This window comes from Amycolatopsis sp. 3B14, assembly GCF_050958625.1.
Lineage (GTDB): Bacteria > Actinomycetota > Actinomycetes > Mycobacteriales > Pseudonocardiaceae > Amycolatopsis_E > Amycolatopsis_E thermoflava.
In genome coordinates, this window is record NZ_JBHZEN010000011.1 from 38,478 (window position 1) to 64,385 (window position 25,908).

At 73.0% G+C, this 25,908-nt stretch carries 20 protein-coding genes; 9 read left to right on the forward strand and 11 right to left on the reverse strand.

Going from position 1 to position 25,908, the window contains the following annotated elements:
* From ACCP09_RS07255 to ACCP09_RS07265, 3 genes are all read right to left on the reverse strand, one after another.
* Positions 1–2,007: a phage holin family protein gene (locus ACCP09_RS07255; RefSeq protein WP_378335422.1), complete on the reverse strand. Its 2,007-nt coding sequence runs from the start codon at positions 2,005–2,007 to the stop codon at positions 1–3.
* Positions 2,004–2,588 carry a DedA family protein gene (locus tag ACCP09_RS07260; RefSeq protein WP_020421754.1) on the reverse strand — a complete coding sequence of 195 codons (585 nt, stop codon included), beginning with the start codon at positions 2,586–2,588 and terminating at the stop codon, positions 2,004–2,006. The genes ACCP09_RS07255 and ACCP09_RS07260 overlap by 4 nt, the downstream gene beginning before the upstream one ends.
* 151 nt (positions 2,589–2,739) lie before the next feature.
* Entirely contained in the window at positions 2,740–3,525 is a 786-nt protein-coding gene (locus ACCP09_RS07265) for an MBL fold metallo-hydrolase (RefSeq protein WP_027934448.1), read from the reverse strand.
* Positions 3,526–4,013: 488 nt separating this feature from the next.
* Here ACCP09_RS07265 and gltB point away from each other — a divergent pair, with 488 nt between their 5' ends.
* Entirely contained in the window at positions 4,014–8,543 is a 4,530-nt protein-coding gene (gene gltB, locus ACCP09_RS07270) for a glutamate synthase large subunit (protein WP_433744279.1), read from the forward strand.
* Complete coding sequence (locus ACCP09_RS07275; RefSeq protein ID WP_123685145.1) at positions 8,536–9,987, forward strand: glutamate synthase subunit beta; 1,452 nt, start codon at positions 8,536–8,538, stop codon at positions 9,985–9,987. Before gltB ends, ACCP09_RS07275 begins: the two co-directional genes overlap by 8 nt.
* 141 nt (positions 9,988–10,128) lie before the next feature.
* On the opposite strand, the gene ACCP09_RS07280 is transcribed toward ACCP09_RS07275, so the two are convergent.
* The gene (locus ACCP09_RS07280) at positions 10,129–10,377 is read right to left on the reverse strand and encodes a hypothetical protein (RefSeq protein WP_433744282.1); all 249 of its coding nucleotides are present in this window, start codon (positions 10,375–10,377) and stop codon (positions 10,129–10,131) included.
* Positions 10,378–10,563: 186 nt separating this feature from the next.
* On the opposite strand from ACCP09_RS07280, the gene ACCP09_RS07285 reads away from it, so the two are divergent.
* The 3 genes from ACCP09_RS07285 (at position 10,564) to ACCP09_RS07295 (ending at position 13,721) form a co-directional block, all read left to right on the forward strand.
* Positions 10,564–11,292 carry a hypothetical protein gene (locus ACCP09_RS07285; RefSeq protein WP_433744285.1) on the forward strand — a complete coding sequence of 243 codons (729 nt, stop codon included), beginning with the start codon at positions 10,564–10,566 and terminating at the stop codon, positions 11,290–11,292.
* Positions 11,293–11,449: 157 nt separating this feature from the next.
* Entirely contained in the window at positions 11,450–12,844 is a 1,395-nt protein-coding gene (locus tag ACCP09_RS07290) for a Dyp-type peroxidase (RefSeq protein WP_433744288.1), read from the forward strand.
* Between the two features lie 91 nt (positions 12,845–12,935).
* Positions 12,936–13,721, forward strand: coding sequence for a DeoR/GlpR family DNA-binding transcription regulator (locus ACCP09_RS07295; RefSeq protein WP_027934444.1), 786 nt, complete (start codon positions 12,936–12,938; stop codon positions 13,719–13,721).
* 269 nt (positions 13,722–13,990) lie between these two features.
* On the opposite strand, the gene ACCP09_RS07300 is transcribed toward ACCP09_RS07295, so the two are convergent.
* Positions 13,991–15,463 (reverse strand): cobyric acid synthase, encoded by a 1,473-nt coding sequence (locus tag ACCP09_RS07300; protein WP_433744291.1) that lies wholly within the window; start codon positions 15,461–15,463, stop codon positions 13,991–13,993.
* The gene (locus ACCP09_RS07305) at positions 15,460–16,389 is read right to left on the reverse strand and encodes a cobalamin biosynthesis protein (RefSeq protein ID WP_433744294.1); all 930 of its coding nucleotides are present in this window, start codon (positions 16,387–16,389) and stop codon (positions 15,460–15,462) included. Before ACCP09_RS07305 ends, ACCP09_RS07300 begins: the two co-directional genes overlap by 4 nt.
* A gap of 36 nt (positions 16,390–16,425) precedes the next feature.
* Between ACCP09_RS07305 and cobU the strand changes: the two genes are divergently transcribed.
* From cobU to ACCP09_RS07320, 3 genes are all read left to right on the forward strand, one after another.
* Positions 16,426–17,046, forward strand: coding sequence for a bifunctional adenosylcobinamide kinase/adenosylcobinamide-phosphate guanylyltransferase (gene cobU / locus ACCP09_RS07310; RefSeq protein ID WP_027934441.1), 621 nt, complete (start codon positions 16,426–16,428; stop codon positions 17,044–17,046).
* A complete protein-coding gene (cobT, locus tag ACCP09_RS07315; RefSeq protein ID WP_433744298.1) occupies positions 17,043–18,068 on the forward strand; it encodes a nicotinate-nucleotide--dimethylbenzimidazole phosphoribosyltransferase in 1,026 nt (341 codons plus the stop codon). Before cobU ends, cobT begins: the two co-directional genes overlap by 4 nt.
* A 75-nt stretch (positions 18,069–18,143) precedes the next feature.
* Positions 18,144–18,896, forward strand: coding sequence for an adenosylcobinamide-GDP ribazoletransferase (locus ACCP09_RS07320; RefSeq protein ID WP_433744301.1), 753 nt, complete (start codon positions 18,144–18,146; stop codon positions 18,894–18,896).
* Here ACCP09_RS07320 and ACCP09_RS07325 read toward each other — a convergent pair.
* Positions 18,879–20,015, reverse strand: coding sequence for an MFS transporter (locus ACCP09_RS07325; RefSeq protein WP_231960751.1), 1,137 nt, complete (start codon positions 20,013–20,015; stop codon positions 18,879–18,881). The genes ACCP09_RS07320 and ACCP09_RS07325 overlap by 18 nt on opposite strands.
* Positions 20,016–20,127: 112 nt before the next feature.
* Here ACCP09_RS07325 and ACCP09_RS07330 point away from each other — a divergent pair, with 112 nt between their 5' ends.
* Entirely contained in the window at positions 20,128–21,015 is an 888-nt protein-coding gene (locus ACCP09_RS07330) for a LysR family transcriptional regulator (protein ID WP_433744304.1), read from the forward strand.
* Here ACCP09_RS07330 and cobC read toward each other — a convergent pair.
* Genes cobC through ACCP09_RS07350 form a run of 4 tightly spaced genes read right to left on the reverse strand, consistent with a single transcriptional unit; the run spans position 20,998 to position 25,889 of the window.
* Positions 20,998–22,011, reverse strand: a complete 1,014-nt coding sequence (cobC, locus tag ACCP09_RS07335; protein WP_433744307.1) for an Rv2231c family pyridoxal phosphate-dependent protein CobC — start codon at positions 22,009–22,011, stop codon at positions 20,998–21,000. The two genes, ACCP09_RS07330 and cobC, sit on opposite strands and share 18 nt — an antisense overlap.
* Positions 22,004–23,338, reverse strand: a complete 1,335-nt coding sequence (locus ACCP09_RS07340) for a cobyrinate a,c-diamide synthase (protein ID WP_433744310.1) — start codon at positions 23,336–23,338, stop codon at positions 22,004–22,006. Before ACCP09_RS07340 ends, cobC begins: the two co-directional genes overlap by 8 nt.
* The gene (gene cobO / locus ACCP09_RS07345; RefSeq protein WP_020421889.1) at positions 23,332–23,946 is read right to left on the reverse strand and encodes a cob(I)yrinic acid a,c-diamide adenosyltransferase; all 615 of its coding nucleotides are present in this window, start codon (positions 23,944–23,946) and stop codon (positions 23,332–23,334) included. Before cobO ends, ACCP09_RS07340 begins: the two co-directional genes overlap by 7 nt.
* Positions 23,946–25,889, reverse strand: a complete 1,944-nt coding sequence (locus tag ACCP09_RS07350; protein ID WP_433744313.1) for a putative cobaltochelatase — start codon at positions 25,887–25,889, stop codon at positions 23,946–23,948. The genes cobO and ACCP09_RS07350 overlap by 1 nt, the downstream gene beginning before the upstream one ends.
* Positions 25,890–25,908 lie beyond the last annotated feature (19 nt).

Genomic DNA, 25,908 nt, shown 5'->3' on the forward strand with positions numbered 1-25,908 from the left:
TCACTCGGGCTCGGGATGGCCCAGCTTCGTAAGCCACACCCGGAACAACCGGTGCAGCGACTCGGCCCCCACCAGCTCACCGGGCGGCTCGAACTCCTTGGGGTAGATGAGGAACCCGCGCTCCTGCTCCCCGCCGAGCCCGCCGTGCGAGCCGACGTGGATCTCGAACGGCGAGGCCTCCCCGGTCTCCGGGTCCCACCGACTGTTGATCATGATGTCGGCGCAGTGCGGGAAGGTGTCCACGCGGCGGATCAGGTCTGCGGCGTGCTCCCCGTACAGCGCCAGCGGGTCCTCCCCGAGCACCTCGCCCGAAGCCAGCCGGTGGACGCCGTCGCGGCCGAGCACGACCGGGCCGTGGACGTCGCTGCGCACCAGCATGAACCCGACGCCCGGGTGGTCGACGAGCGCGGGCAGCAGCTCCGGGTACTCACGCTCGATCGTCTCCAACGAGACCCGGCCGTCGTGCTCGGTGAACGACACCATCCCGACGTGGCCGGACACCACGACGACCACGCCGGGCGCCACGCGCGTCACCTCGTGCCGCTCGTCCTCCCGCGGCCGGTGCTCGATGCGCCGCGCCCCGGTCACCCGCTCCCGCAGGCGGGTGGCGACCGGGCCGCCGGAAACCGCTTCCGGGGCCGGCCCGCCGCACAGCCGCCCTACCAGCTGCTCCAGCGATTCGCCGAACCGGTGCGCGAACGCCCACCCCTGCGTCTGCCCGTGGTCGGACAGCACCACCAGGTGGTAGGGCCGCGGCCCGAGCCGGGAAGCCCGGTGCAGCCGGCCGATCTGCTGGTCGATCGCCCGCAGCACGGCGAGCGTGTCGAACCGTTCGATGCCGGAGTGGTGGGCGACCTCGTCGTAGCCGAGGAAGTCCGCGTAGACCACGGGGCGGCCGTTGAGCATGTCCTCCAGCACCGCGGACACCACGACGTCCCGGGAGATGACCGTGGTGCCGGTCCGGGCGACCGGGTAGATCCCGCCGCGCGGCACCCGCGGCACCACGCCCGCCCGCCGCTGCCGCGCTGACGCCGAGATCTCGCGGACGATGTCGACCAGCGCGGAACCCAACGTGCGCAACGCGTTCACCGGGTTGGCGAAGTAGGCGTAGTAGCCCGCCCCGACGCGGTCCGCACGGCGTCGGCGCAGGCCTCTGGGCAGCAGCACGGACACGGCGCTCATGGTGAGGCTGACGTGGGGCGCGTCGCCGGTGAAGAGGTTGCCGTGGCTGGCGCCGTCCACGGCGAGCAGGCCGCGGCCGTTCGAGTGCCGCCGCTCGATCTCGGCCGCGTCGCGCGGGTGGGCGCACGCCATCACGTGGTCGCGGTCCTTTTCGTACCAGCGGAAGCCGAGGATGTCGTGGTTGGAGCCGTGCAGGATGCCGCACACGCTCGCGCCGGTCTGCGAGCTCCAATCGGTCTGCCAGCGCACCAGCGCGTGGCTGTCCTCGGCGAGCCAGCGCGCCAGGGTCGGCATGTCGCCGTCCCGCACCGCGCGGCGCACGACGTCGTACCCGAGGCCGTCGACCTGCAGGAAGATCAGCCCGGGCGGCAGGTCCGGTCCGGGGTCCGGGCAGCGGCGCGACCGACGGCGGGCGCGGCGGAAGAACACCTCGTCCTCGTCGATGGCCAGCACGCTCGACACCACGCCGCTGACCGCGGACACCCCGACCACGACGAGGAACCCGGTGCGCAGCCCGTTGACCTCGACCCCCGGCACGACCGCGAACGCCGCCACCGCGCCCGCGCCGAGCACCAGGAAGCTGCCGATGCCGAGCGTGAACAACGCCAGCGGCAACGCGACCCGCAGGACTTGCGGCCACACCACGGCGGTCAGCAGGCTCAGCAGCAGGCCGCACACCAGTGGTTGCCACCAGTCCGGCATCGCGAAGCCGTCGAGCAGGTCGTCCATGCCGACGAGCGCGAGCGACGTGGTCAGCCACACCAGGGCGAACCGCGCGAGCGACCGTCCACGCCGGAACAGCCGGCCCCTCTCCGCCGTTGTCATCCCCGGTTCCCCACCCTTTCCCTGCGGCGCTTCGCCACCAGGTTGATCACCCCGGTGACCAGCAAGACCAGCACGGCGGCCAGCAACGTCGCGACGAGCGGCGAGTCGAACAGGCCGCCGCTGAGCACGCCGAGCAACGCGTACGCGACCGCCCACAGCACGCACGCCACGGCCGTCGCGGGCAACAGCCGTCGCCACGGGTAGGCGATCGCGCCCGCGGCCAGCAGCACGGGGATGCGCCCGGCCGGCAGCAACCGCCCGACGACCACGAGCTGCCACCCCTGCCGCGCGAACCGCCGCCGGGCCGCGACGAGACGTTCCGGCTTCTGCCCGCGGGCCAGCCAGCGGACCGCCGCGTCACTGCCCAGCCGCGCGACGGCGAAGGTCACGACGTCACCCACCATCGCGCCCGCAGCGGCCAGCAGCAGCACCAAGGGCAACGACAGGTGCCCGGTCGTCATGGCGATCGCGGCCGCCGCACCGACGACGGCCCCGGTCGGGACGATCGGCACGATCGAGCCGACGAGGACGCCCAGGAAGAGGGTCGGGTAGCCGACACTGGAGAGGTCGGTCCAGTTCACCCAGCCACCCCATCACGCACCCGCCCCGGCCCGGTGACCGCCGCGCCGACGATCGCCGATCTCACACCGACGAGCGCGGAACTCGCGCACCACCCCGCGAGTCCCACGCTCAGGCGGGCGAAGTCCGCGGTTGCGGGCTCTGCGGGTGGCCTCATCGGGGGGACCTGTGCAGCTGCACCGGCTCGCCGGGCTCCGTGAGGGCCACCGTGGTCGGCAGGCCGCGGTCCGCCACCTCCGCCGCGAACGTTCGTGGCGGTGCGACCAGCAACCGCCGCATGCGGGGGGTTCGCGCCAGGCCGGGGACGGCCAGCGTCCCCCAGTGCACGGGCACCGCCACGCGCGGCTGCACCAGTGCGACCGCCTCCGCGGCCCGCGTCGGGTCCAGGTGCCCGGGGCCGAGGTTCGGCCCCCATCCCCACACCGGCAGCAACGCCACGTCCACCGGGCCGAGCTCGGCCATCCCCGGGTACAGGTCCGTGTCCCCGGCGACGTACACCCGCACCCCCGGCGCCTCCACGACATGACCGTTCGCGCGGGCCTGCGGGCCGTGCGTGAAACGCGGCCCCCAGCGGTGCCCCGAGTGGTCCGCCGGCACCGCGGTCACCCGCAGGTCGCCGAACGGCAACTGCTCCCCGATGTCCAGTTCCGCCACCGCCGAAAACCCCCGCCGCCGCATCCACGCGCCGGCCCCGCGCGGCACCACGATCGGCACGTCCCGCCCCAGCAGCCGCAGCGACGGCGCGTGCAGGTGGTCGCCGTGCAGGTGGGAGATCAGCACCAGATCGACGTCGGCGTAGGCGGCGGGGTCCAGCGGCGGCGCGACTCGCACCAGCCCACCCACCGTGCGCGTCAGCACGGGGTCGGTCAGCACGACCCGGCCGGCGATCTCCAGTCGGACCGTCGAGTGGCCGAGGAAACGCATCGCCAGGCCGTCCATGACCCCGAGTATCCCGGCCGGAAGGCGCTCCGCGTCCGTAACACCTTGATTACTTAATCGGACACTCACTCGAACCGGTGAATCGATCACGGCACCCCACCGGCACATCTTTGCGCAGGTCAACGCTGGTGCAACGGTACTTCCACACCGGAGGCTGTCGCGTCAACGTCCGTATGGCATATGCCACGAGGTCCGCTCGACGTATGTCGATAACGGCGAGTTCACACTACTGTCATAAGACCCGGCGAACCCGGGGGTAACTGGCGCGCCGCGGGAACCCGCCCACCACAACCCGGGGAACTCGCTGATGCGCGCCAGCGGCCCGAAGACGTGCCGACCGGCGGCCACCCAACGACGTGTGGCCGGTGTGCCGAGTCCTGCCCTCGTTCAGGCGACTCGGACTTCTGCTCTCGACTGACCATCGCGCAGGAGGGCTGTTGCGTTAACAACAGCCCGTGCCGCGCCCACGTGTGAGGAGACGGCCAGCCGTGACCCGCCACAGTGTTCGCAAGCCGGAAGGCTTGTACGACGCGCAATACGAGCACGATGCCTGCGGTGTCGCGTTCGTCGCCGATATGTCCGGCCGACGCAGCCACGACATCGTCACCAAGGCCCTGACGGCCCTGCGCAACCTCGAACACCGTGGCGCCAGAGGAGCGGAACCGGAGACCGGCGACGGCGCGGGCATCCTGATCCAGGTCCCGGACGCGTTCTTCCGCGAGGTCGTCGACTTCGAGCTGCCCGAAGCGGGCCATTACGCCGTGGGCACCGCGTTCCTGCCGGTCGACGAGACCGCTCGTGGCCGTGCGATGAGCGCGATCGAGGGCCTCGTCGCGGAGGAGGGCCTGCGGGTCCTGGGCTGGCGCGAGGTCCCGGTGGACACCGAGCACGTCGGGCCGACCGCGGCCTCGACCATGCCGCACTTCGCGCAGCTGTTCCTGGCCTCGCGCGAAGGCCTGCGCACCGGGCTGGACCTGGAGCGCGCCGCGTTCTGCGTGCGCAAGCGCGCCGAGCACCTGCTGGCCGACGAGGACGTGTACTTCCCGAGCCTGTCCGCCCGGACGATCGTCTACAAGGGAATGCTCACCGAGCCGCAGGTACCGCGGTTCTTCCCGGACCTGACCGACGAGCGCGTGACGAGCGCGATCGGGCTGGTGCACTCCCGCTTCTCCACCAACACGTTCCCGTCGTGGCCGCTGGCCCACCCGTACCGGTACGTGGCGCACAACGGCGAGATCAACACGCTGCGCGGTAACCGGAACTGGATGGACGCGCGCGAGTCGATGCTGTCCACCGACCTGATCCCGGGTGACCTCAAGCGGATCTACCCGATCATCACCCGCGGCGCGAGCGACTCGGCGAGCTTCGACGAGGTCCTCGAACTGCTGCACCTGGGCGGCCGCAGCCTGCCGCACGCGGTGCTGATGATGATCCCCGAAGCCTGGGAGAACCACGAGGAGATGGACGAGGCGCGCCGCGCCTTCTACGAGTTCCACTCCACGCTGATGGAGCCGTGGGACGGCCCGGCGCTGGTGTCGTTCACCGACGGCACCCAGATCGGCGCGGTGCTGGACCGCAACGGCCTGCGCCCGGCGCGGTACTGGGTCACCGAGGACGGCCTGGTCGTGCTCGCCAGCGAGGTCGGCGTGCTGGAGCTGGACCAGTCGACGATCGTGAAGAAGGGCCGGCTGGAGCCGGGCCGCATGTTCCTCGTCGACACGGCCGAGGGCCGCATCATCGACGACGAGGAGATCAAGGGGCAGCTGGCCGCCGAGCACCCGTACGGCGACTGGGTCGACCAGGGCCTGGTGCGCCTGGAAGAGCTGCCCGAGCGCGAGCGCGAGGTGCCCACGCACGCGTCGCTGGTGCGCCGCCAGCAGGCCTTCGGCTACACCGAAGAAGAGCTGGACACGCTGCTGTCGCCGATGGCGAAATCCGGCGCCGAGCCGATCGGCTCGATGGGCAACGACTCGCCGCTCGCGCCGCTGTCGTCCGGCCCGCGGCCGATCTTCGACTACTTCATCCAGCTGTTCGCCCAGGTCACCAACCCCCCGCTGGACGCGATCCGCGAGGAGCTGGTGACGTCGCTGGGCACCCAGCTCGGCGCGCAGCCGAACCTGCTGGAGGCCACCGGCGAGTCGTGCCGCCGCGTCGTCCTGCCGTTCCCGGTGCTGGACAACGACGAGCTGGCCAAGCTGGTGCACATCAACGACGACGGCGACCTGCCGGAGTTCACCGCCGTCACCATTCACGGTCTCTACGACGTGCACGGCGGCGGGGACGCGCTGCTGGCGCGCCTGGAGGAGATCCGCACCGAGGTGTCCAACGCGATCTCCGAGGGCGCGCGGCTGATCGTGCTGTCCGACCGCGGGGTCGACGCCGACCACGCGGCCATCCCGTCGCTGCTGCTCACCGGCGCGGTGCACCACCACCTGGTGCGGCAGAAGACCCGCACGCAGGTCGGCATCATCGCCGAGACCGCCGACGCCCGCGAGGTGCACCACATCGCGCTGCTGCTGGGTTACGGCGCCGCCGCGGTCAACCCGTACCTGGCGATGGCCACGGTCGAGGAGCTGGCCCGCGACGGCAAGATCCCGGGCGTCACCGCGCAGCAGGCGACCCGCAACCTGATCAAGGCGCTGGGCAAGGGCGTCCGCAAGACCATGTCGAAGATGGGAGTGTCCACTGTGGCCTCCTACACCGGCGCGCAGATCTTCGAGGCGCTCGGCCTGTCGCAGGAGGTCATCGACACCTGCTTCACCGGCACTACCTCGCGGCTGGGCGGCGTCGGCTTCGACGTGCTGCACGAGGAGGTCCGGCAGCGGCACGCCCGCGCGTTCCCGCGCGACGGGTTCCGGCCGAACCACCGCGAGCTGGAGATCGGCTCGGACTACCAGTGGCGGCGCGAGGGCGAGCCGCACCTGTTCAACCCGCACACGGTCTTCAAGCTGCAGCACTCCACGCGCACCGGCCGCTACGAGGTGTTCAAGGAGTACACGAACGCCGTCGACGAGCAGTCGAAGAAGCTGTTCACGCTGCGCGGCCTGTTCGAGCTGAAGGAGGGCGTGCGCCCGCCGGTGCCGATCGAGGAGGTCGAGCCGGTCTCCGAGATCGTCAAGCGGTTCGCCACCGGCGCCATCTCCTACGGCTCGATCTCGCAGGAGATGCACGAGACGCTGGCGATCGCGATGAACCGGCTGGGCGGCAAGTCCAACACCGGTGAGGGCGGCGAGGACCCGGAGCGGCTGTACGACCCGGAGCGGCGCAGCGCCGTGAAGCAGGTCGCTAGCGGCCGGTTCGGCGTCACCAGCGAGTACCTGGTCAACGCCGACGACATCCAGATCAAGATGGCGCAGGGCGCGAAGCCCGGCGAGGGCGGCCAGCTGCCCGGCGCGAAGGTGTACCCGTGGATCGCCAAGACGCGGCACTCCACGCCGGGTGTGGGCCTGATTTCCCCGCCGCCGCACCACGACATCTACTCGATCGAGGACCTGGCGCAGCTGATCCACGACCTGAAGAACGCCAACCCGGCGGCCCGCATCCATGTGAAGCTGGTGTCCGAGGTCGGCGTCGGCACGGTCGCGGCGGGTGTGTCGAAGGCGCACGCGGACGTCGTGCTGATCTCCGGTCACGACGGCGGCACCGGCGCCTCGCCGCTGTCCTCGATCAAGCACGCGGGCGGCCCGTGGGAGCTGGGCCTGGCCGAGACGCAGCAGACGCTGCTGGCCAACCGGCTGCGCGACCGGATCGTGGTGCAGACCGACGGCCAGCTCAAGACCGGCCGCGATGTGGTGATCGCCGCGCTGCTCGGCGCCGAGGAGTTCGGTTTCGCGACCGCGCCGCTGGTGGTGTCCGGCTGCATCATGATGCGCGTCTGCCACCTGGACACCTGCCCGGTCGGCGTCGCGACGCAGAACCCGAAGCTGCGCGAGAAGTTCAGCGGCAAGGCCGAGTACGTGGTGAACTTCTTCGAGTTCATCGCGCAGGAGGTGCGCGAGTACCTGGCGCGGCTGGGCTTCCGGTCGATCGAGGAGGCCGTCGGGCACGCCGAGGTGCTCGACACCCGTCCCGCGGTCGACCACTGGAAGGCGCGCGGGCTGGACCTGTCGCCGATCTTCCACGTGCCCGAGCTGGAGCCGCGCGCCGCGCGGCACCAGGTGGTCAAGCAGGACCACGGCCTGGAGAAGGCGCTGGACAACACGCTGATCCAGCTCGCCGAGGGCGCGCTGAACTCCGGCGACAAGGTGCGGCTGGAACTGCCGGTGCGCAACGTGAACCGGACCGTCGGCACCATGCTCGGGTCGGAGCTGACCAAGCGGTGGGGCGGCGAGGGCCTGCCGGACGACACGATCGACGTGACCTTCACCGGCACCGCCGGCCAGTCGTTCGGCGCGTTCATCCCGAAGGGCATCACGCTGCGGCTGTTCGGCGACGGCAACGACTACGTGGGCAAGGGCCTCTCCGGTGGCCGCATCATCGTGCGGCCGCCCAAGGAAGCGAAGTTCGACACGTCCGCGAACATCATCGCGGGCAACGTGATCGGCTACGGCGCGACCGGCGGGCAGATCTTCCTGCGCGGCAAAGTCGGCGAGCGGTTCTGCGTGCGCAACTCGGGCGCGCTGGCCGTCGTGGAGGGCGTCGGCGACCACGGCTGCGAGTACATGACCGGCGGTCGCGTGGTCGTGCTCGGGCCGACCGGCCGCAACTTCGCCGCGGGCATGTCCGGCGGGATCGCCTACGTGCTCGACCTGTCGCCGCTGCGGGTGAACCCGGAGATGGTCGACGTGGACCCGCTGGACGACGAGGACGTCGAGTTCCTGCGGGACGCGGTCGAGGCGCACTTCGTGGAGACCGAGTCGCCGGTGGCGCGGGAGCTGCTGGCCGACTGGGAGACCACGATCGCCCGGTTCGCCAAGGTCATGCCCAAGGACTACAAGCGGGTCCTGGCCGCGCAGGCGGAAGCCGAGCGCGAGGGCCGGGACGTGAACGAAGCCATCATGGAGGCCGCACATGGCTGACCCCAAGGGTTTTCTGACGACGCCGCGCGAGACGCCGAAGACCCGGCCGGTGCCGTTGCGGCTGCTCGACTGGCGCGAGGTGTACGAGGACTTCGCGTCCAGCAAGCTGGAGAAGCAGGCCGGCCGCTGCATGGACTGCGGCATCCCGTTCTGCCACCAGGGCTGCCCGCTGGGCAACCTGATCCCGGAGTGGAACACGCTGGTCTGGAGCGACGACTGGCGCGACGCGATCGAGCGGCTGCACGCCACGAACAACTTCCCGGAGTTCACCGGGACGCTGTGCCCGGCGCCGTGCGAGACCGCGTGCGTGCTGGGGATCAACGACGACCCGGTGACGATCAAGCGGGTCGAGATCTCCATCGTGGACCGCGCGTGGGAGGAGGGCTGGATCACGCCGCAGCCCCCGAAGACGCGCACCGGCAAGAAGGTCGCGGTGGTCGGGTCCGGTCCGTCCGGTCTGGCGGCGGCGCAGCAGCTGACCCGCGCCGGGCACGACGTGGTCGTGTTCGAGCGGGCCGACGCGATCGGCGGGCTGCTGCGGTACGGCATCCCCGAGTTCAAGATGGAGAAGCGCAGGCTGGACCGGCGGCTGGACCAGATGCGGGCCGAGGGTACGGAGTTCCGCACCGGCGTGAACGTCGGCGTCGACATCACGGCGGAAGAGCTGCGGACTGAGTATGACGCGGTGGTGCTGGCCGGTGGCGCGACCGCGTGGCGCGACCTGCCGGTCAAGGGCCGCGACATCCCGGGCATCTACCAGGCGATGGAGTTCCTGCCGCTGGCGAACCGGGTGGCGTCGGGCGAGCTGGAGTCGTCACCGATTTCGGCCGAGGGCAAGCACGTCGTGGTGATCGGCGGCGGTGACACCGGCGCGGACTGCGTCGGCACGTCGCACCGGCAGGGCGCGCTTTCGGTGACGCAGCTGGAGATCATGCCCCGCCCGCCGGAGACCCGGTCGGAGGCCCACCCGTGGCCGACGTACCCGATGATCTTCCGGGTGTCCTCGGCGCACGAGGAGGGCGGCGAGCGGCTGTACTCGGTGAGCACGCAGGAGTTCCTCGCCGACGAGGACGGGAACCTGCGGGCGCTGCGGCTGGTCGAGGTCCGCAACGAGGGCGGGAAGTTCGTCGAGGTCGAGGGCACCGAGCGGGAGCTGCCCGCGCAGCTGGTGCTGCTGGCGATGGGCTTCGTCGGCCCGCAGCGCGAAGGCCTGCTCGAGCAGCTCGGCGTGGAGCTGGACGCGCGCGGCAACGTCGCGCGGGACGCGGATTTCCGCACCAGCGTGGAGAACGTGTTCGTGGCCGGTGACATGGGCCGCGGGCAGTCGCTGATCGTGTGGGCGATCGCCGAGGGCCGCTCCGCCGCGGCCGGTGTGGACGCCTACCTGACCGGCCGGAACGTCCTGCCGGCGCCGATCGCGCCGACGGACCGGCCGATCGCCTAGAGCCCCGGGGCGGGCCGCCGCGGCAACGAAGCCACGACGGCCCGCCCCGAGCCCAGCTCTTCACGAGTCCCACGCTCACGCACGCGAGTCCCACGTTCAGCGTGGCGAGTTCTACATTCAGCGGTGCGAATTCCGCCACCGTCAAGCGTCGCGCTCAGGGCGGAGCAGTATCACCGCCACCAGCCCCGCGATCGACGGCGCCAGTCCCACCACGCCGAGCCACGTCGGCACCAACTGCCCGCCGTATTCGGTGATCGTCAGGTTCGTCACCGCCAGCGCCGTGCCGAGCACCAGCAGCGTCACGGCCAGCGGCCACGCCCAGCGGCGGCCGCGGCGGTGCGCCCACACCGTCCCGAGCCAGCCGAGCGCGCCCAGCACCCCCACCGTCACCAGGTACGCGGGACCAGCGGCGCAGCCTGGCCGGCCTCGTCCGGCCGGTAGGCGGCATACACCCGCGCAGGTGCTCCGCCAGCGAATCCGCCGAGGCGACTGCCGCCGCGATCGTGCCCAGTTGCAGCACCAGCCCGGCCCACAGCGTCGCGGCTGCCCGGTTCCGACCAGGAGACGCAGCGACGCATGCTGGCCACCGCGGCCGAGGTCGTGGCCCGCACCGGGCTCACGGTCGGCCTGGACCACCTCCCGTTCGAGGAGCTGATCCGCCAGGCCGGCGACGCGCGCAGCGCGGTGTACCGGAAGTGGCCGAACACGGAGGCCTTCCTCGGCGACCTCCTCCTCGAACTCGCCCGCGGCCAGGCCCCGCTCGGCGCGACGGGCGGGGAGGCGGCAGGCGCCCTGGTCCGGCGGATCCTCCTCGCGCGGCTGGACACGCTCACCACCCCGGACGGCCGCCGCGCCGCCGCCGCGGAGCTGGTCCGCGAGAGCGCGCTCCAGGACTTCCGGCACCTGCTCGGCTCGCCGGTGTGGCAGACCTACCTGGCGCTGACCGCGACCGCAGCCGGCCTTCCCGACGGGGACCTCCGCGACCAGGTCGTCGCGGCGCTGGCCGACTCGGAGCGCACGTTCACCGCCCGGATCGCGCGCAGCCACCGCGGGGTGGCGGACCTGCTCGGGCTGCGGCCGGCAGGCGTGTCGTTCGAGACCATCGCCCACCTCGGCAACGCGCTGGTGCGTGGCCTGATCACGAAGGCGACCACCACGCCGGAACTGGCGGAGCAGCGCACCGCGGCCACGATCGCCGGGGCCCGCGCTCGGCCTGGTCGCGATCACGCAGACCTACCTCGAACCCGGCCCGGACACGTGGACGCGCGCCGACCTGGACCGGCTGCGCGCACGCCTGGAGAGTGACGCCGACCCGTTCGACCCCTGAGCCGATCGGGTGAAAACCCGCCCGATCCGTACTTGGCCGCCACTCAGCGCGACTTAGGAGCAGGTGACGGCGCCGCACGACAGGGGCCTCGCGGCGCCGCCACCGTAACTGGGGAGAAGCCAAGAGGGGGCGTACATGCCTGTCGACCTGTCCACCACGCTGTCCTGGAAGTCCGCCACCGGTGAAGCGGCCGCCATGCTGGACGAGCTGCAGCCGAACATCCTGAAGGCGCACGTCCGGGACCGCCTCACCGTGCTGTTCCTCGGCTTCGGCGACCCCGCCGAAGCCCGCGCCTTACTGAAGGGGCTGAGCGGGCTGATGAAGTCCGCACGGACCCACCTGCAGGAGGTCGAGGCGCACAAGCTCACGAAGACAGGCGGCACGCCCTACCTGGGCGTCGGCCTGACCGCACACGGCTACGCCACGCTCGGCGTCACCGCGCCGGCCGACCCGTCGTTCACCGCGGGCGCGAAGGCGGCGGTCGAGAAGCTCGCCGACCCGGCCGTCACCGAGTGGGAGGGCCACTACCAGCAGACGATCGACGCCGTGCTCCTCCTCGGCGACGCGGCCGCCGGACCGGTCCGCACCCTGCGCCGCCAGGTCGAGGCGCTGCGCCCGGCGTCGGTGATCGTGCTGGGCGAGGAGTCCGGGCTCGGGCTCGCCAACGCGAACGGTGACGGCATCGAGCACTTCGGCTACGTCGACGGGCGCAGCCAGCCGGTGTTCCTCACCGAGGACGTCGACGCCGAGCGGGACACCACCGACGGCGTCAACGACTGGGACCCCTCGGCGCCGCTGGAGCAGGTCCTCGTGCCCGACCCGGCCGCGCCGGACCCGACCGTCCACTTCGGAAGCTACTTCGTGTTCCGCAAGCTGGAGCAGAACGTCCGGCTGTTCAAGGAGGCCGAGCGCGATCTCGCGCACGACCTCGGGCTGCGCGGCGAGGACCGGGAGCGGGCAGGCGCGATGCTGGTCGGCCGGTTCGAGGACGGCACCCCGCTGACCGTGCAGAGCGCGCCCGGCTCGCACCACCCGGTCGGCAACGACTTCAGCTACGACAGCGACAAACTGGGCCAGAAGTGCCCGTTCCACGCGCACATCCGCAAGACCAACCCCCGTGGTTCGGGCGGCGCGGAGGCGCCGGAGGAGGAGCGCAAGCACCTGATGGCCCGGCGCGGCCAGACCTACGGCCGCCGCCACGACGACCCGAACGCGGACCTGCCGCCGCGGCTGCGCCCGGCGAAGGACGTCGGCCTGCTGTTCATGGCCTTCAACTCGAACCTGGGCAACCAGTTCGAGTTCACGCAGCAGATCTGGGCGGACAACCCCGCGTTCCCGTTCCCGCCGGACGGTTCGCGGCCGGGTCTCGACCCGGTCATCGGGCAGGGCGCGCGGGCACCGCAGAAATACGCCCCGGAATGGGGCCACAACAACGTGGTCGAGGCGACCGATCCCATTCCGCAGGCGGTCACGATGAAGGGCGGCGAGTATTTCTTCATGCCGTCACTTGCCTTCCTGCGGAGTCTGTGAGTGAAATTCCGACAGCCCGCCGGATTTCCTCGCGGCGGGCTGTTGCGGTGATCGGGTTTCCAAGGCGCGCGCGAGGCGGTATTACTTATGCGTGGACAGGCATGAGCGGCTGAACACGCTGCTCGAAATGATCGGGCAGCAGGGGCGGATCGAGGTAGACCAAGCGGCGGCGAAACTGAACGTTTCCCCCGCCACGATCCGGCGCGATCTCGATCATTTGGCAGGCCGCCAATTGCTCACCAGAGCCCGGGGCGGCGCCGTGCCCGGCAACGTCGCCTACAACCTCCCCGGCCGCAACCACGCCGACCGGCACTCGGTGGAAAAGCGCCGCATCGCCGAGGCCGCGGCCCGGCTGGTGAATCGGGGAATGGTGATCGGGTTCAACGGCGGCACCACCACGACCGAGGTCAGCAGGGCGATCGCCAGCCGCCCGGATTTCAACGACCGCGGCAGTTCGCCGGTGCTGACGGTGGTGACGAACGCGGTGAACATCGCGCACGAGCTGACCGTGCGGCAGAGCATCCGGCTGGTCAGCACCGGCGGGGTGGCGCGGCCGCAGTCGTTCGAGCTGACCGGGCACCTGGCGGGGATGGTGCTGGAGGAGGTCAGCCTGGACCTCGCGTTCATCGGGGTGGACGCCGTCGACCCGCTGCGGGGCGCCTACGCGCACCACGAATCCGAGGCGGCGATCAACAAGCTGCTGGCGCACCGCGCGAAGAAGGTCGTGGTGGTGACCGACAGCTCGAAACTGGGCGCCTACGCGTTCGCCCGCATCTGCCCGACGCTCGACATCGACCTGCTGATCACCGATTCGGCCGCCGAGCCGAGCCTGGTGTCGGCCTTCGAACTCGAGGGCGTGCGGGTGACGCTCGTCTGAGCTGAAACCCGCTGGCCGCGTTCAGCCCGCACTGGCACCACCCGGCAGGCCGCGCCCGAACCGCCGCAACCGTCGCTCGACCACATCCGCCCAGCCGAACCCCGGTGCCAGCACCGCGGGCAAGCCACGCTCACACCAAGCGCACCGGCGCCGGCCCCGCAGGCGAGCGCCACTCACCCCACCCAGCACACCGTGCCCCGGACAGCCGCAACCGCACCACCACATCCCCGGCCCATCCCAGCGGCAGCGACCACAGGCGAGCACCACGCTCAGCGCACGCCGGGCAGCCCCTCCGGCGCCCCACGCTCGATCAACCGCAGCAAGGCATCCGTGTCCAGGCGCTCCTCGACGGCGTCCGCGAGCCGGTCCAGCATCGACTCGCGCAGGGTGGCGAACCCGGGCGCGTCCCCGGCCGGGGACCAACTCACCCCGGCCTGCGCCGCCGCCTCGGCGAGCCACGCCCGGCGGAAACCGTCGTTGTCCAGGGTGCCGTGCCAGGTCGTGCCCCATACCGCGCCGCGGCGCCAGCCGTCCAAGAACGGCTCGGCCGCACCAGTCGGCGTCGCGCTGCCGTGGTGGATCTCGTAGGCCGCGACCTCGTGCCCGCGCCACCGCGCGACCGGCCTGCCGAGCACCTTGTCCGCGCTGAACGACACCCGCGTCGGCAGCAGGCCGAGCCCCGGCACCGTGCCCGCGCCCGACTCGACATCGTCCACAATGGTCTCCGCCAGCATCTGGTAACCGCCGCAGATGCCGAGCACCGGCCGCCCGGCGGCGGCCCGCGCGGCCAGCGCCGGCTCCAAGCCACGCTCCCGCAACCACCGCAAATCGCCCACTGTGGCGCGCGTTCCGGGCAGCACCACCAGGTCCGCGGCCCGCACGGTGTCCGGGTCCGCGGTCAGCGTGACCGTCACGCCCGGCTCGGCGGCGAGCGCGTCCACGTCGGTCGCGTTCGACGCGCGCGGGAACCGCACCACGGCAACCCGCAGACCACCGGTGGCCTGCTGCTCGTGCCGCCAGCCCGCCGCGGCGAGCGCGTCCTCCGAGTCGATCCACACCCCGTCCAGCCAGGGCAGCACCCCCAGCAACGGCCGGTGCGTCAGCTCCGCGAGCCGGTCCAGTCCGGGCCGGAGCAACGCCTCGTCACCGCGGAACTTGTTCACCACCCAGCCGGCGAGCAGCGCCTGGTCCGCGGGCTCCAGCAACGCGACCGTGCCGTACATCGCGGCCAGCACGCCGCCGCGGTCGATGTCGCCGACCACCACGACCGGCAGCCCGAACCGCCGCGCCAGTCCCATGTTCACGTAGTCGCCCTGGCGCAGGTTGATCTCGGCGGGGCTGCCCGCGCCCTCGCACACGACGACGTCGAACCGCGTGCGCAGCTCCTCGAAGGCCTCGAAGGCGACGCGCGCCAGTTCACGGCGGCCGGTGGCGAACTCGCCCGCTTCCAGCGTCCCGAACGGCTTGCCGAGCGCGATGACGTGGCTGCGCCGGTCGCTGCCCGGTTTCAGCAGCACCGGGTTCATCGCGGCCTCCGGCTCCACCCCGGCCGCGACCGCCTGCAGCCACTGCGCGCGCCCGATCTCCGCGCCGTCGGCGCAGACCATCGAGTTGTTCGACATGTTCTGCGCCTTGAACGGCGCCACCCGCAGCCCGCGGCGCGCGAGCCACCGGCAGATGCCCGCGGTGACGAGGCTCTTCCCGGCGTCCGAAGTGGTCCCGGCGACCAGCAAGCCCCTCATCGCGCCACCGCCGCGGCCAGCGCGAGCGCGGCCAGCCCGACCGCGCGGGACAACCGCACGGCGCGCCGCAGGTCGCCCGCGTCCGGTGCCGGGCCGTCGCCGAGCGCGCCCCGGTCCTCGACCCGGCCGGCGTAGGTGTTGACGCCGCCCAGCCGCACGCCGAGCGCGCCCGCGAAGGCGGCCTCGATCTGCCCGGCGTTCGGGCTCGGGTGCCGCGCGGCATCGCGCCGCCACACCGCGAGCGACCGGCCGGGGCGGCCGCCCACCACGCGCGCGCACGCGGCGGTGGCGAGCGCGCCCAGGCGGGCGGGCAGCAGGTTGGCGAGGTCGTCACCGCGCGCCGCGGCCCAGCCGAACCGCTCGAAGCGCGGCGTGCGGTGCCCGACCATCGCGTCGAGCGTGTTGAGCGCCCGGTACGCGAGCAGCCCGGGCACCCCGGCCACCGCGCCCCACACCAGCGGCGCGACGACGGCGTCGCTGGTGTTCTCGGCGATCGACTCGGTCGCGGCCCTGGCCAGGCCCTTCTCGTCCAGTTCGGCGGCGTCGCGGCCGCACAGGTGCCCCAGCCGCTGCCGCGCGGCGGGCACGTCGCCCGATTCGAGCCGGACCGCCATCGCCTCCCCCTCCGCCGCCAGGCCCCGGCCGCCGAGCACGGTCCACGTGGCGAGCGCCGTCACCGCGACGCGGGCGAACGGCCGCCGGGCGGCGGCCTGGGCGAGCACGCCGAGCCCCGCCGCGGCACCGACGCAGGTCACGGCGTATGCGGCGCCGCGGGCCCGCGAATCGGCCCAGACGCGTTGCTCCAGCGCCTTCGCCGCGCGCCCGAACAGGGCGACCGGATGCCCGCGGCGCGGATCACCGAAGGCCGCGTCCAGCGCATAACCGGCCACGAGGCCGACCGCGGTCAACGATCTTGCATACACCACACACGGGACGGTAGCCCGTGCACGACAATGCCGGGTATGACCAAGCTGACCCAGCGGCTGGCCGCCTCATTGGAGGCCGCCGCCCGGCTGCTCCGCCGGTACGGGGACGACGAGGCGAAGGTGCTGGTCCTGGGCGGGGTCCGCTCGGGCAAGTCGCGCCACGCCGAGCGTCTGATGGCCCGCCATCCCGAAGTCGTCTACGTCGCGCCCGGTCCGGTGCCTGCCGGCGACGACCCCGAATGGGCGGCGCGGATCGCGCTGCACCAGGCCCGCAGACCGGCGAACTGGCGCACGGTCGAAACCGGCGACCTCGCCACGACGGTCCGGAAAGCGTCGCGGCCGCTGCTGATCGACTGTCTCGGCACCTGGGTCACGCGGGTGCTCGGCGACGTCGGCGCGTGGGACGCGAAGAACGGCTGGGAACTGCGGCTGGACGAGCGGATGGAGGAGTTCCTCGAGGCGTGGCGGATCGCGCACGTGCCGATCGTGGCGGTGACCAACGAGGTCGGCATGGGTGTGGTGCCCGCGACAGCCTCCGGACGGCTGTTCCGTGATGTGCTGGGTGCGCTCAACGACCGCGTCGCGGCCCAGGCGGACAGCGTCCAGCTGGTGGTGGCGGGGCGCGTCCTGCACCTCGACGAAAGGGCTCGGCTGTGACCAGCTTCGACATCCCCGCACCGGACGCGGCCGCGCACGCCGCCGCACTGGAACGGCTGGACGCGCTGGTCAAACCCGTCGGCGCGCTGGGGCGGCTGGAGGAGCTCGCCGCGTGGCTGTGCGCCGCGTCCGGGCAGGTCCCGCCGCCGCCGATCGAGCGGCCGCGGGTGGTCGTGTTCGCCGGGGACCACGGGGTGAGCCGGCTGTCGGCGTACCCGCGCGAGGTGACCGCGGCGATGGTGCGGGTGTTCCTGGCGGGCAAGAGCGGGGTGAACGTGCTGGCCCGCGAGGTCGGCGCGGGGGTCCGGGTGCTGGACATCGCCGTCGACGACGACCTGTCCGACGTGCCCGCGGAAGTGCGGGCGTGGAAGGTCCGGCGCGGTTCCGGGTCGATCGAGGCCGAGGACGCGCTGGAGCCGGGCGAGGCGGCGCGGGCCTTCGAGGTCGGCCGCCGGGTCGCCGACGCCGAGGTGGACGACGGCGCGGACCTGCTCATCCCCGGTGACATGGGGATCGGCAACACCGCGGTGGCGGCGGCCCTGGTCGCCGCGGCGCTCGGGGTGCCCGCCGAAGAGGTCGTCGGCACCGGGACGGGTGTCGACGAGGCTGGGCGCGCGCGGAAGGTCGCGGTGGTCCGGGCCGCGGTGCAGCGGGCCGGGGAGCGGGTGTCGGACCCGTTCGAGCTGCTCACGGCGCTGGGCAGCGCGTGCGCCGCAGCGACGGCCGGTTTCCTGGTGCAGGGCGCCGTCCGCGGGGTGCCGGTGCTGCTGGACGGGGTGTTCTCCGCCGCCGCGGCCGTGGTGGCCGCGGAGATCGCGCCGGAGGCGGTGCGGTGGTGGCTGGCCGGGCACCGGTCGACGGAGCCGTCGCAGGCGGTCGCGTTGAAGGCGCTCGGGCTGACGCCGATCGTCGACCTGGGCCTGCGGCTCGGCGAGGGCAGCGGAGCGGTCCAGGCGATCCCCACTCTGCGCGCCGCTCGGGCGATCATCGCGGACATGGGTCTGCTGGCCGACCTTGCCTGAGCTTCGCGACCGTGCCGGATGCAGGCGCGCCCGGCACCGCCGGATCACGCGCCGGCGGCTCGCGGGAGGCCGGCCGTGATCGGCGATGCGCTGCGGATGGCGCTCGGCACCCTGACCGCCCTCCCCGTCCCCGCGCCGCGCACCATCGACCGGCGCGTCGCGGGCGGGGCGATGCTGCTGGCGCCGCTCGCCGCGGTGCCGCTCGCCGTGCTGGCCGGGCTCGTCGTCCTCGCGGGGGACGCGCTCGGGCTGCCCGCGATCGCCGTGGCGGGGCTCGCGGTCGGCGCGGTGGGCCTGGCCAGCCGGGGGTTGCACCTGGACGGCCTCGCCGACACCGCGGACGGCCTCGGCGCGTCCTTCGACCGCGTGCGCGCCCTGGAGATCATGCGCCGCGGCGATTCGGGTCCCACCGGGGTCGCCACGCTGGTCCTCGTGCTGATCGTCCAGTGTGGAGCGCTCAGCGGCGCGATTTCCGCCGGGCACGGGGTCACGGCCGCCACCGCCGGCACGCTGGTGAGCCGCTGGGTGCTGGCGCTGTGCTGCACCCGCGGGGTGCCCTCCGCCCGGCCCGACGGCCTCGGCGCCACCGTCGCGGGCAGCATCCGTCTGCCGTGGACGGTGGCGACCCTGTGCGCCGCCGCCGGTTTCGCCACGCTGGCGCCCGGGCTGGAGTGGTGGCGCGGCCCCGTCGCGGTGGCGGCCGCCGTCGCCGCGGCCGGGCTCGTGTTGTGGCGCTGCACCACCCGGCTGGGCGGCATCACCGGGGACGTGCTCGGCGCGTGCGTGGAGATCGCGGCCGCCGCGGCCTGGCTAGCGCTGGCGCCGTAGCGTGAGGAGCAGCGAGGCCGCCGTCAGCGCCACGCCGAACCAGACGACGCTCGTGACGCCCAGGTGGTCGGCGAACAGTCCGCCGAACAGCGCGCCGAGCGCGATGGACGTGTTGTAGGCCATGGTGTTCAGCGACATCGCGGCCTCGAACGTCTCCGGCGCGGCCGCGAGCGTCATGTTCACCTGGCACAGCTGCACGGCGCCGAACGACAGTCCCCAGAGGACCATCGCGACCACCGCGCCCGCCGGCCCGCTGCCGATCGTGAGCAGCAGCAACATGGACACCACCAGTCCCGCGCAGCCGACGAGGAAACTGCCCCGCAGGCTCCGGTTCACCGTGTACCCGGCGGCGAAGTTCCCGACCGCCCCCGCCGCGCCGAAGACCATCAGCACGACGGTGATGAACACCGGCGGCGCGGAGGCGTTCTCCTCCAGGTAGGGCCGGACGAACGTGTACGCCCCGAAGTGGCCGAGCACGAACAGGACGACGGTGCACAACACCCGGCGCAGCGGGAGGTTCCGGACCGGGAGCGCGAACACCTCCCGGACGGGCACCGCGTTGGCCGACGGCAGCGACGGCACGATGATGGCGACCGCGAGGAACACCAGCACGCTCAGGCCGGCCCAGATGAGGAACGTCGTGCGCCAGTCGGTGAGGCTCTCCACGACGGTCCCCAGCGGGATCCCGGCGACCGTGGCGATCGAGATGCCGGACATCACGACCGCGGCCGCCCGGCTCGCGTGGCGTTCCGGCACGATGCGCATCGCCATGCTCACCCCGATGGCCCAGAACACGCCGCTGGCGAACCCCATCACCAGGCGCGTCGCCAGGATCAGCGGGTAGCTCGGCGACACCGACGTGACCAGGTTCCCCAGGGCCAGCACAGCCAGCAGCGCGGACAGCAGGATGCGGCGGTCGACCCGCCGGGTCCACGCGACGATGAACGGCACACCGAGACCGGCGGAAACGCCCTGCAGGGTGACCATCAGCCCGGCGACGCCCACGGTGACGCCGAGGCTCGTGCTGAGCGGGGTGAGCAGGCCGACCGGCATCAACTCGGTGGTGAGGAAGACGAACAGGCTCGCGGTGATCGCCGCGACCCCCGACCACGCTCTCACGGGCGAGAGCGGGCGCACTTCTTGGATGACCATGCCACAAAGCCTCCCGCCCCGCGATCGATGAGTCCAACGCATCTTTGTCATTCCATCGATCACTCGCCATGATTGATCCATGGAGCTCCAGCAGATGCGTTACGTCGTCGCCGTGGCGGAGACCAACAGCTTCACCCGGGCCGCGCAGCGCTGCCTGGTCGTCCAGTCCGCACTGAGCCAGCAGATCGCGCGGCTGGAACGGGAACTGGGCGCCCGGCTCTTCGAGCGCACCAGCCGGCGCGTGCGGCTGACCCCGGCGGGCGCCGCGTTCCTGCCCGCCGCCCGGGAGTGCCTGCACGCGGCCGAGCGTGCGGCCGCCGAGGTCGCCGCGGCGGTCGGCGAGGTCCGCGGGCGCCTCGCGGTCGGGTCGATCTCCACCGTCGCCGCGGTCGACATCCCGGCCGCACTGCGGGAGTTCCACCAGCGCCACCCCAACGTGCGGGTCAGCCTGCGGGTGAGCCCGAGCGAGGAACTCACCGAGCGGGTCGTGCGGGGCGCGGTCGACGTGGCGTTCCTGGGGCTGCCCACGACCACGCGACCCGAGGGCGTGCACGCGCGCGAACTCGCCAGGGACACCCACGTCGCGATCGTCGCGCCGGACCACCCCCTCGCCGGCGAACCGGCGGTCGACCTGAAGCGTCTCGCCGGCGAGACGTTCGTGGACCTGCCCGCGGCGACGGCCGGCCGGGTGCAGAGCGACCAGGCGTTCGCCGCGGCGGGCCTGGACCGGGACGTCGCCTTCGAGGTGACCAACGCCGCGCTGCTGGCGCGGATGGTCCGGCAGGGTCTCGGCGTGGCGATGCTCCCGTCCGCCTACGTGCCCCAGCTGACGGGGGTGGTCACCATCGAGGTCACGGACGCGCCGGCCCGCGTCGAGTACGTCGCCTGGAGCCGCTCCGGCCCGACGCCCGCGGCGGCCGCTTTCCTCGCGCTGCTGGGAATCCCGGGGTCAGCGCAAGCGTCGTAGCGCGTCCAGGAAGGAGTCGGTCACCGCGGGCTCCCGGACCGCGATCCGCAGCCAGTCGCCGTCCAGGCCGGGGAACGTGTCGCCGCGGCGGACGGCGTATCCCGCCGCGCGCAGGCGCAGCCGCAGGTCCGCCGCGCCGGGGATGCGCACCAGCACGAACGGACCGCGCGGCTCACCGGCCACCTCGACGCCCAGCGAGCGCAGCCCGGCGACCAGGTGCTCCCGGTCCTGCTCCGCCCGCACGGCCAGCTTGTCCGCCTCGTCCAGCGCCGACGGCCGCATGCAGGCGACCACCGCCCGCGCGGCGAGCGTCGACACCGACCACGGCGGCTGCACGGCCCGCAGCGTGTCCACAAGCGACGGTTCGGCCAGCAGATAGCCCGCGCGCAGGCCCGCGATGCCCCAGGTCTTCGTCAGGCTGCGGATCACCACCACACCCGGAATCCGTTCCCCCGCCAGGCTTTCCGGCTCGCCGGGCACCGCGTCCAAAAAGGCCTCGTCCACCACCAGCACCCGGCCAGGTCGCACGAGCGCACGCAACGCGGACGCCGGGTGCAACACGGAAGTCGGGTTCGTGGGGTTGCCGACGAACACCAGGTCCGCGTCCGCGGGCACCGGTCCCAGCCTGAAACCGTCCGAAGCGGACAACACGACCCGGTCGACCTCGTGGCCCGCCGCGCGCAGCGCCGCCTCCGGCTCGGTGAACTGCGGGTGCACCACCACCGCGTGCCGCGGCCGCAAGGCGTTGGCCAGCAACGTGAACGCCTCCGCCGCGCCCGCCGTCACCAGCACATCCGACACCTCACGGCCGTGCCGCGCAGCGACCGCCTCGGCAGCCTCGCCCGGATCGGGATAAGCGGCCAGATCTTCCAGCGCCGCGGCCAGCTCCGCGCGCAGCCACGGCGGCGGCGACGGCAGCCGGACGTTCACCGCCAGGTCCACCAGGCCGTCCCCGACCTCGCGATCCCCGTGGTGGTGCAGGTCGTAGTCAGCCACGCGCGTGCACCGCCGCCGCGAACCGGTGCGCCAGCGCGGGGTGCCCGGCCCAGTGGACGTGCAGGTAGGACGCGTGCAGCGTGGACGAGGCGAAACCCTCGGCGACGCCATCCCACTCCCACGCCGGCACCGCGCCCGCCCGTGGCGTCACCACGGTCCGGTGGAACTCGTGCCCGGTCACCCGCTCCCCGGCGCGGGCCAGCAGGTGGTCCTGCGCGGCGGAAGCCGTCCGGTACCCGAGCGCGCCCCGCTTGGTCATCTCCGCCGACGCGTCCAGCGCTCCCACCATCGGCAGCCCGTCCAGCTCCCGGCACAGGTACAGCAACCCAGCGCACTCCGCCACCACCGGCATCCCGCTCCGGATCGCCGCGGCCAGCTCCTCGCGCAACGGCGCGTTCGCCGACAGGTCCTCGACGTGCACCTCCGGGAACCCGCCCCCGAAGTACAACCCGGCGCACCCCTCGGGAAGCGCCTTGTCGTGCAACGGATCCAGGTCCACGACGTCCACACCGGACGCTGCGAGCAACTCCACGGTCTCGGTGTAGCGGAACGTGAACGCCGGTCCCGCGGCCGCCGCGACCACCCGGCGCGGTCCCGAATACGACCCGGTCGGCTCCCACGCCGGCGCGCTGAGCGGACCGGCCGTCCGCGCCACCCGCACGATCGCTTCCAGGTCGACGCCATCGGCCACCCACGCGGCCAGCTTCGGCAGCAGTTCCCGGGACTCGGCGTCCCGTTCGGCGGCAGGCACCAGCCCGAGGTGACGGCTCGGCGCGTGGATGTCGTCGCTGCGCCGCAACGCGCCCAGGACGGGGATCCCGGTGCGCACCAGCGCCGCGCGGATCTCCTCCTCGTGCCGGGGCGACCCCAGCTTGTTGAGGATGACGCCCGCGATCTCGACGCCCGGCTCGTAGCGCGCGAACCCGAGCACCATCGCCGCGACGCTGCGGCTCGCCGCCGACGCGTCCACCACGAGCACCACCGGCGCGCCCAGCAGCCGCGCGACGTGCGCGGTCGACGCGTAGCCCTCGGTGCCGAGCTGCCCGTCGAACAGGCCCATCACGCCTTCGATCACCGCGATGTCCGCGCCCGCGGAACCGTGCCGCAGCAACGGCGCCAACAGATCTTCGCCCTGCAGGAACGGATCCAGGTTGCGCGGCGGCCGTCCGGTCGCCAGCGAGTGGTAGCCGGGGTCGATGAAATCCGGCCCGACCTTGTGCCCGGACACCGCCAGCCCGCGCGCCCGCAACGCGGCCATCAGCCCGGTCGCGATAGTCGTCTTGCCGTGCCCGGACGCGGGCGCGGCGATGACGACGCGATTCACCATTCGATGCCCCGCTGGCCCTTTTGCCCGGCGTCCATCGGGTGCTTGACCTTCGTCATGTGCGTCACCAGGTCGGCGGCCTCGATCAGCTCCTCGGGCGCGTTGCGGCCGGTGATCACCACGTGCTGGCGGCCCGGCCGGTCGCGCAGAGCGGCGACCACCTCGGCGGTGTCGATCCAGCCCCAGTGCAGCGGATAGGTGAACTCGTCGAGCACGTAGAAGTCGTGGCGCTCCTCGGCGAGGCGGCGCTTGATCTCCGCCCAGCCCTCCCGCGCGTTGGCGGCGTGGTCCTCGTCCGACCCCTGCTTGCGCGACCAGCTCCAGCCCTCGCCCATCTTGTGCCACTCGACCGGCCCGCCCTGGCCGCTGCTCTCGTGCAGGGCGCCCAGCGCGCGGAATGCGTTCTCCTCGCCCACCTTCCACTTCGCCGACTTGACGAACTGGAACACGCCGATCGACCAGCCCTGGTTCCACGCCCGTAGCGCCATGCCGAACGCGGCGGTGGACTTGCCCTTCATCTCACCGGTGTGCACGGCGAGCAGCGGCCGGTTGCGCCGCTGGCGCGTGGTGAGGCCGTCGTCCGGCACGACCAGCGGTTTCCCCTGCGGCATCAGGCAGCCCTCCTGCGTACCTCGGTGGCCAGCGTGTCGGCGGCGACCTCGCCCAGCGGCACGTGCTCGCCGCCCAGCCGCGCGGCCAGTTCCGCCGCGAGCCCCAGCCGCATGCGCCCGGTCTCGCAATCCATCACCACGGACGCGACGCCCGCGCCGGCCAGCATGTCCGCGGCTTGCTGCGAGCGCGCGACCGCGTCCGCGCCGCTGGTGGCCCGGCCGTCGGTGACCACGACCAGCAGCGGACGACGGCGCGGGTCCCGCACCGCCTCGACCCGCAGCACGCGCGCCGCCTCCAGCAGTCCTTCCGCGAGCGGCGTCCGCCCGCCGGTCGGCAAGCCCTCCAAGCGCGCGGCGGCGGCCTCGACACTGATCGTCGGCGGCAGCGCCAGCTCGGCGGCGCCCGCCCGGAACGTCACCAGCCCGACCTTGTCCCGCCGCTGGTAGGCGTCCAGCAGCAGCGACAGGACGGCGGCCTTGACCTCCCGCATCCGCGACTTCGCGCCCATCGAGCCGGACGCGTCGACGCAGAACAGCACGAGGTTGCCCTCGCGGCCCTCGCGCAGTGCGAACCGCAGGTCGCTGGGCCGCAGCACCAGGCCGGCGCCGTCGCGGCCGCGGGAGCGCTGGTGCGGCGCGGCTGCCCGCACGGTCGCGACCAGGTGCGGCCGCCCCGCGCGCGTGCCGGGCGGCCGGACGCCGATGGTCCGCCCGGCGTCGGTCACCGCGCGGGACCGCTTGCCATGCGCCCCCTCCCCGAGACCAGCGACGCGGAACATCCTGGCCCGATAAGGCTTCCCCGCGCCGACGGACTGCTGCTCGCTCCCACCGCCGCCGGGTTCCCCGCCGCTGTCGTTCTGCTGCCCCTGCGGGGTTTCGGCCGGGGCGTCGGAACCCGAGCCGGGGCCGTCGTCGTCCGGCGGACCGGGGTCCTCCGGCGGCTCGGCGTCGCGCAGCGCCTGTTCCAGCTGCTCCTCGTCGATCCCGGGCGCGTCGAACGGGTTGCGGCGGCGCCGGTGCGGCAACGCGAGCCGCGCCGCGACGCGGATGTCCTCTGTGGACACGTCGGTGCGCCCGCTCCACGCCGCGTGGGCGACCGCGGTGCGGGCGGTGACGATGTCCGCGCGCATCCCGTCGACCTCGAACGCCGCGCACACCTCGGCAATCTGCCGCAGGGCGTCGTCGCTCAGCTCGACCGACGGCAGGAGCTTCTGCGCCGCCGCGATCTCGGCCGCGAGCTGGGCGTCGGTGTCCTCGAACCGCGCGGCGAACGCGTCCGGGTCCGCCTCGTAAGCCAGCCGACGACGGATCACCTCGGCTCTCTGCTCCGGATCGCGGCTCGCGGCCACCTCAACGGTCAGCCCGAACCGGTCGAGCAGCTGCGGCCGCAGCTCGCCCTCCTCCGGGTTCATGGTGCCGATCAACACGAACCGCGCCGCGTGCGACACCGACACGCCCTCGCGCTCGACGGTCGCGCGGCCCATCGCCGCCGCGTCGAGCAGCGTGTCGACCAGGTGGTCGTGCAGCAGGTTGACCTCGTCGACGTAGAGCAGGCCGCGGTGCGCGGCGGCGAGCAGGCCGGGCTGGAAGTCGGTGACGCCCTCGGTCAGCGCGCGTTCCAGGTTGAGTGACCCGATCACGCGGTCCTCGGCCGCGCCGACCGGCAGCTCGACCAGCCGCGCCGGGCGGCGGACCGCGCGCGTGCCGTGGGGCGCGTCGGGGCAGTTCGGGTCGGGCGCGGCGGGGTCGCAGGAGAACCGGCAGCCCTCGACGACGTCGACCTCGGGCAGCAGGCCGGCCAGCGCGCGCACCATCGTCGACTTCGCGGTGCCCTTCTCGCCGCGCACCAGCACGCCGCCGATGGCCGGGGAGATCGCCGAGAGCACCAGTCCGAGCCGGAGGTCCGGCATCCCGACGACGGCGGTGAACGGATACGGCCTCAAGCGAACTCCTTCGCCACGC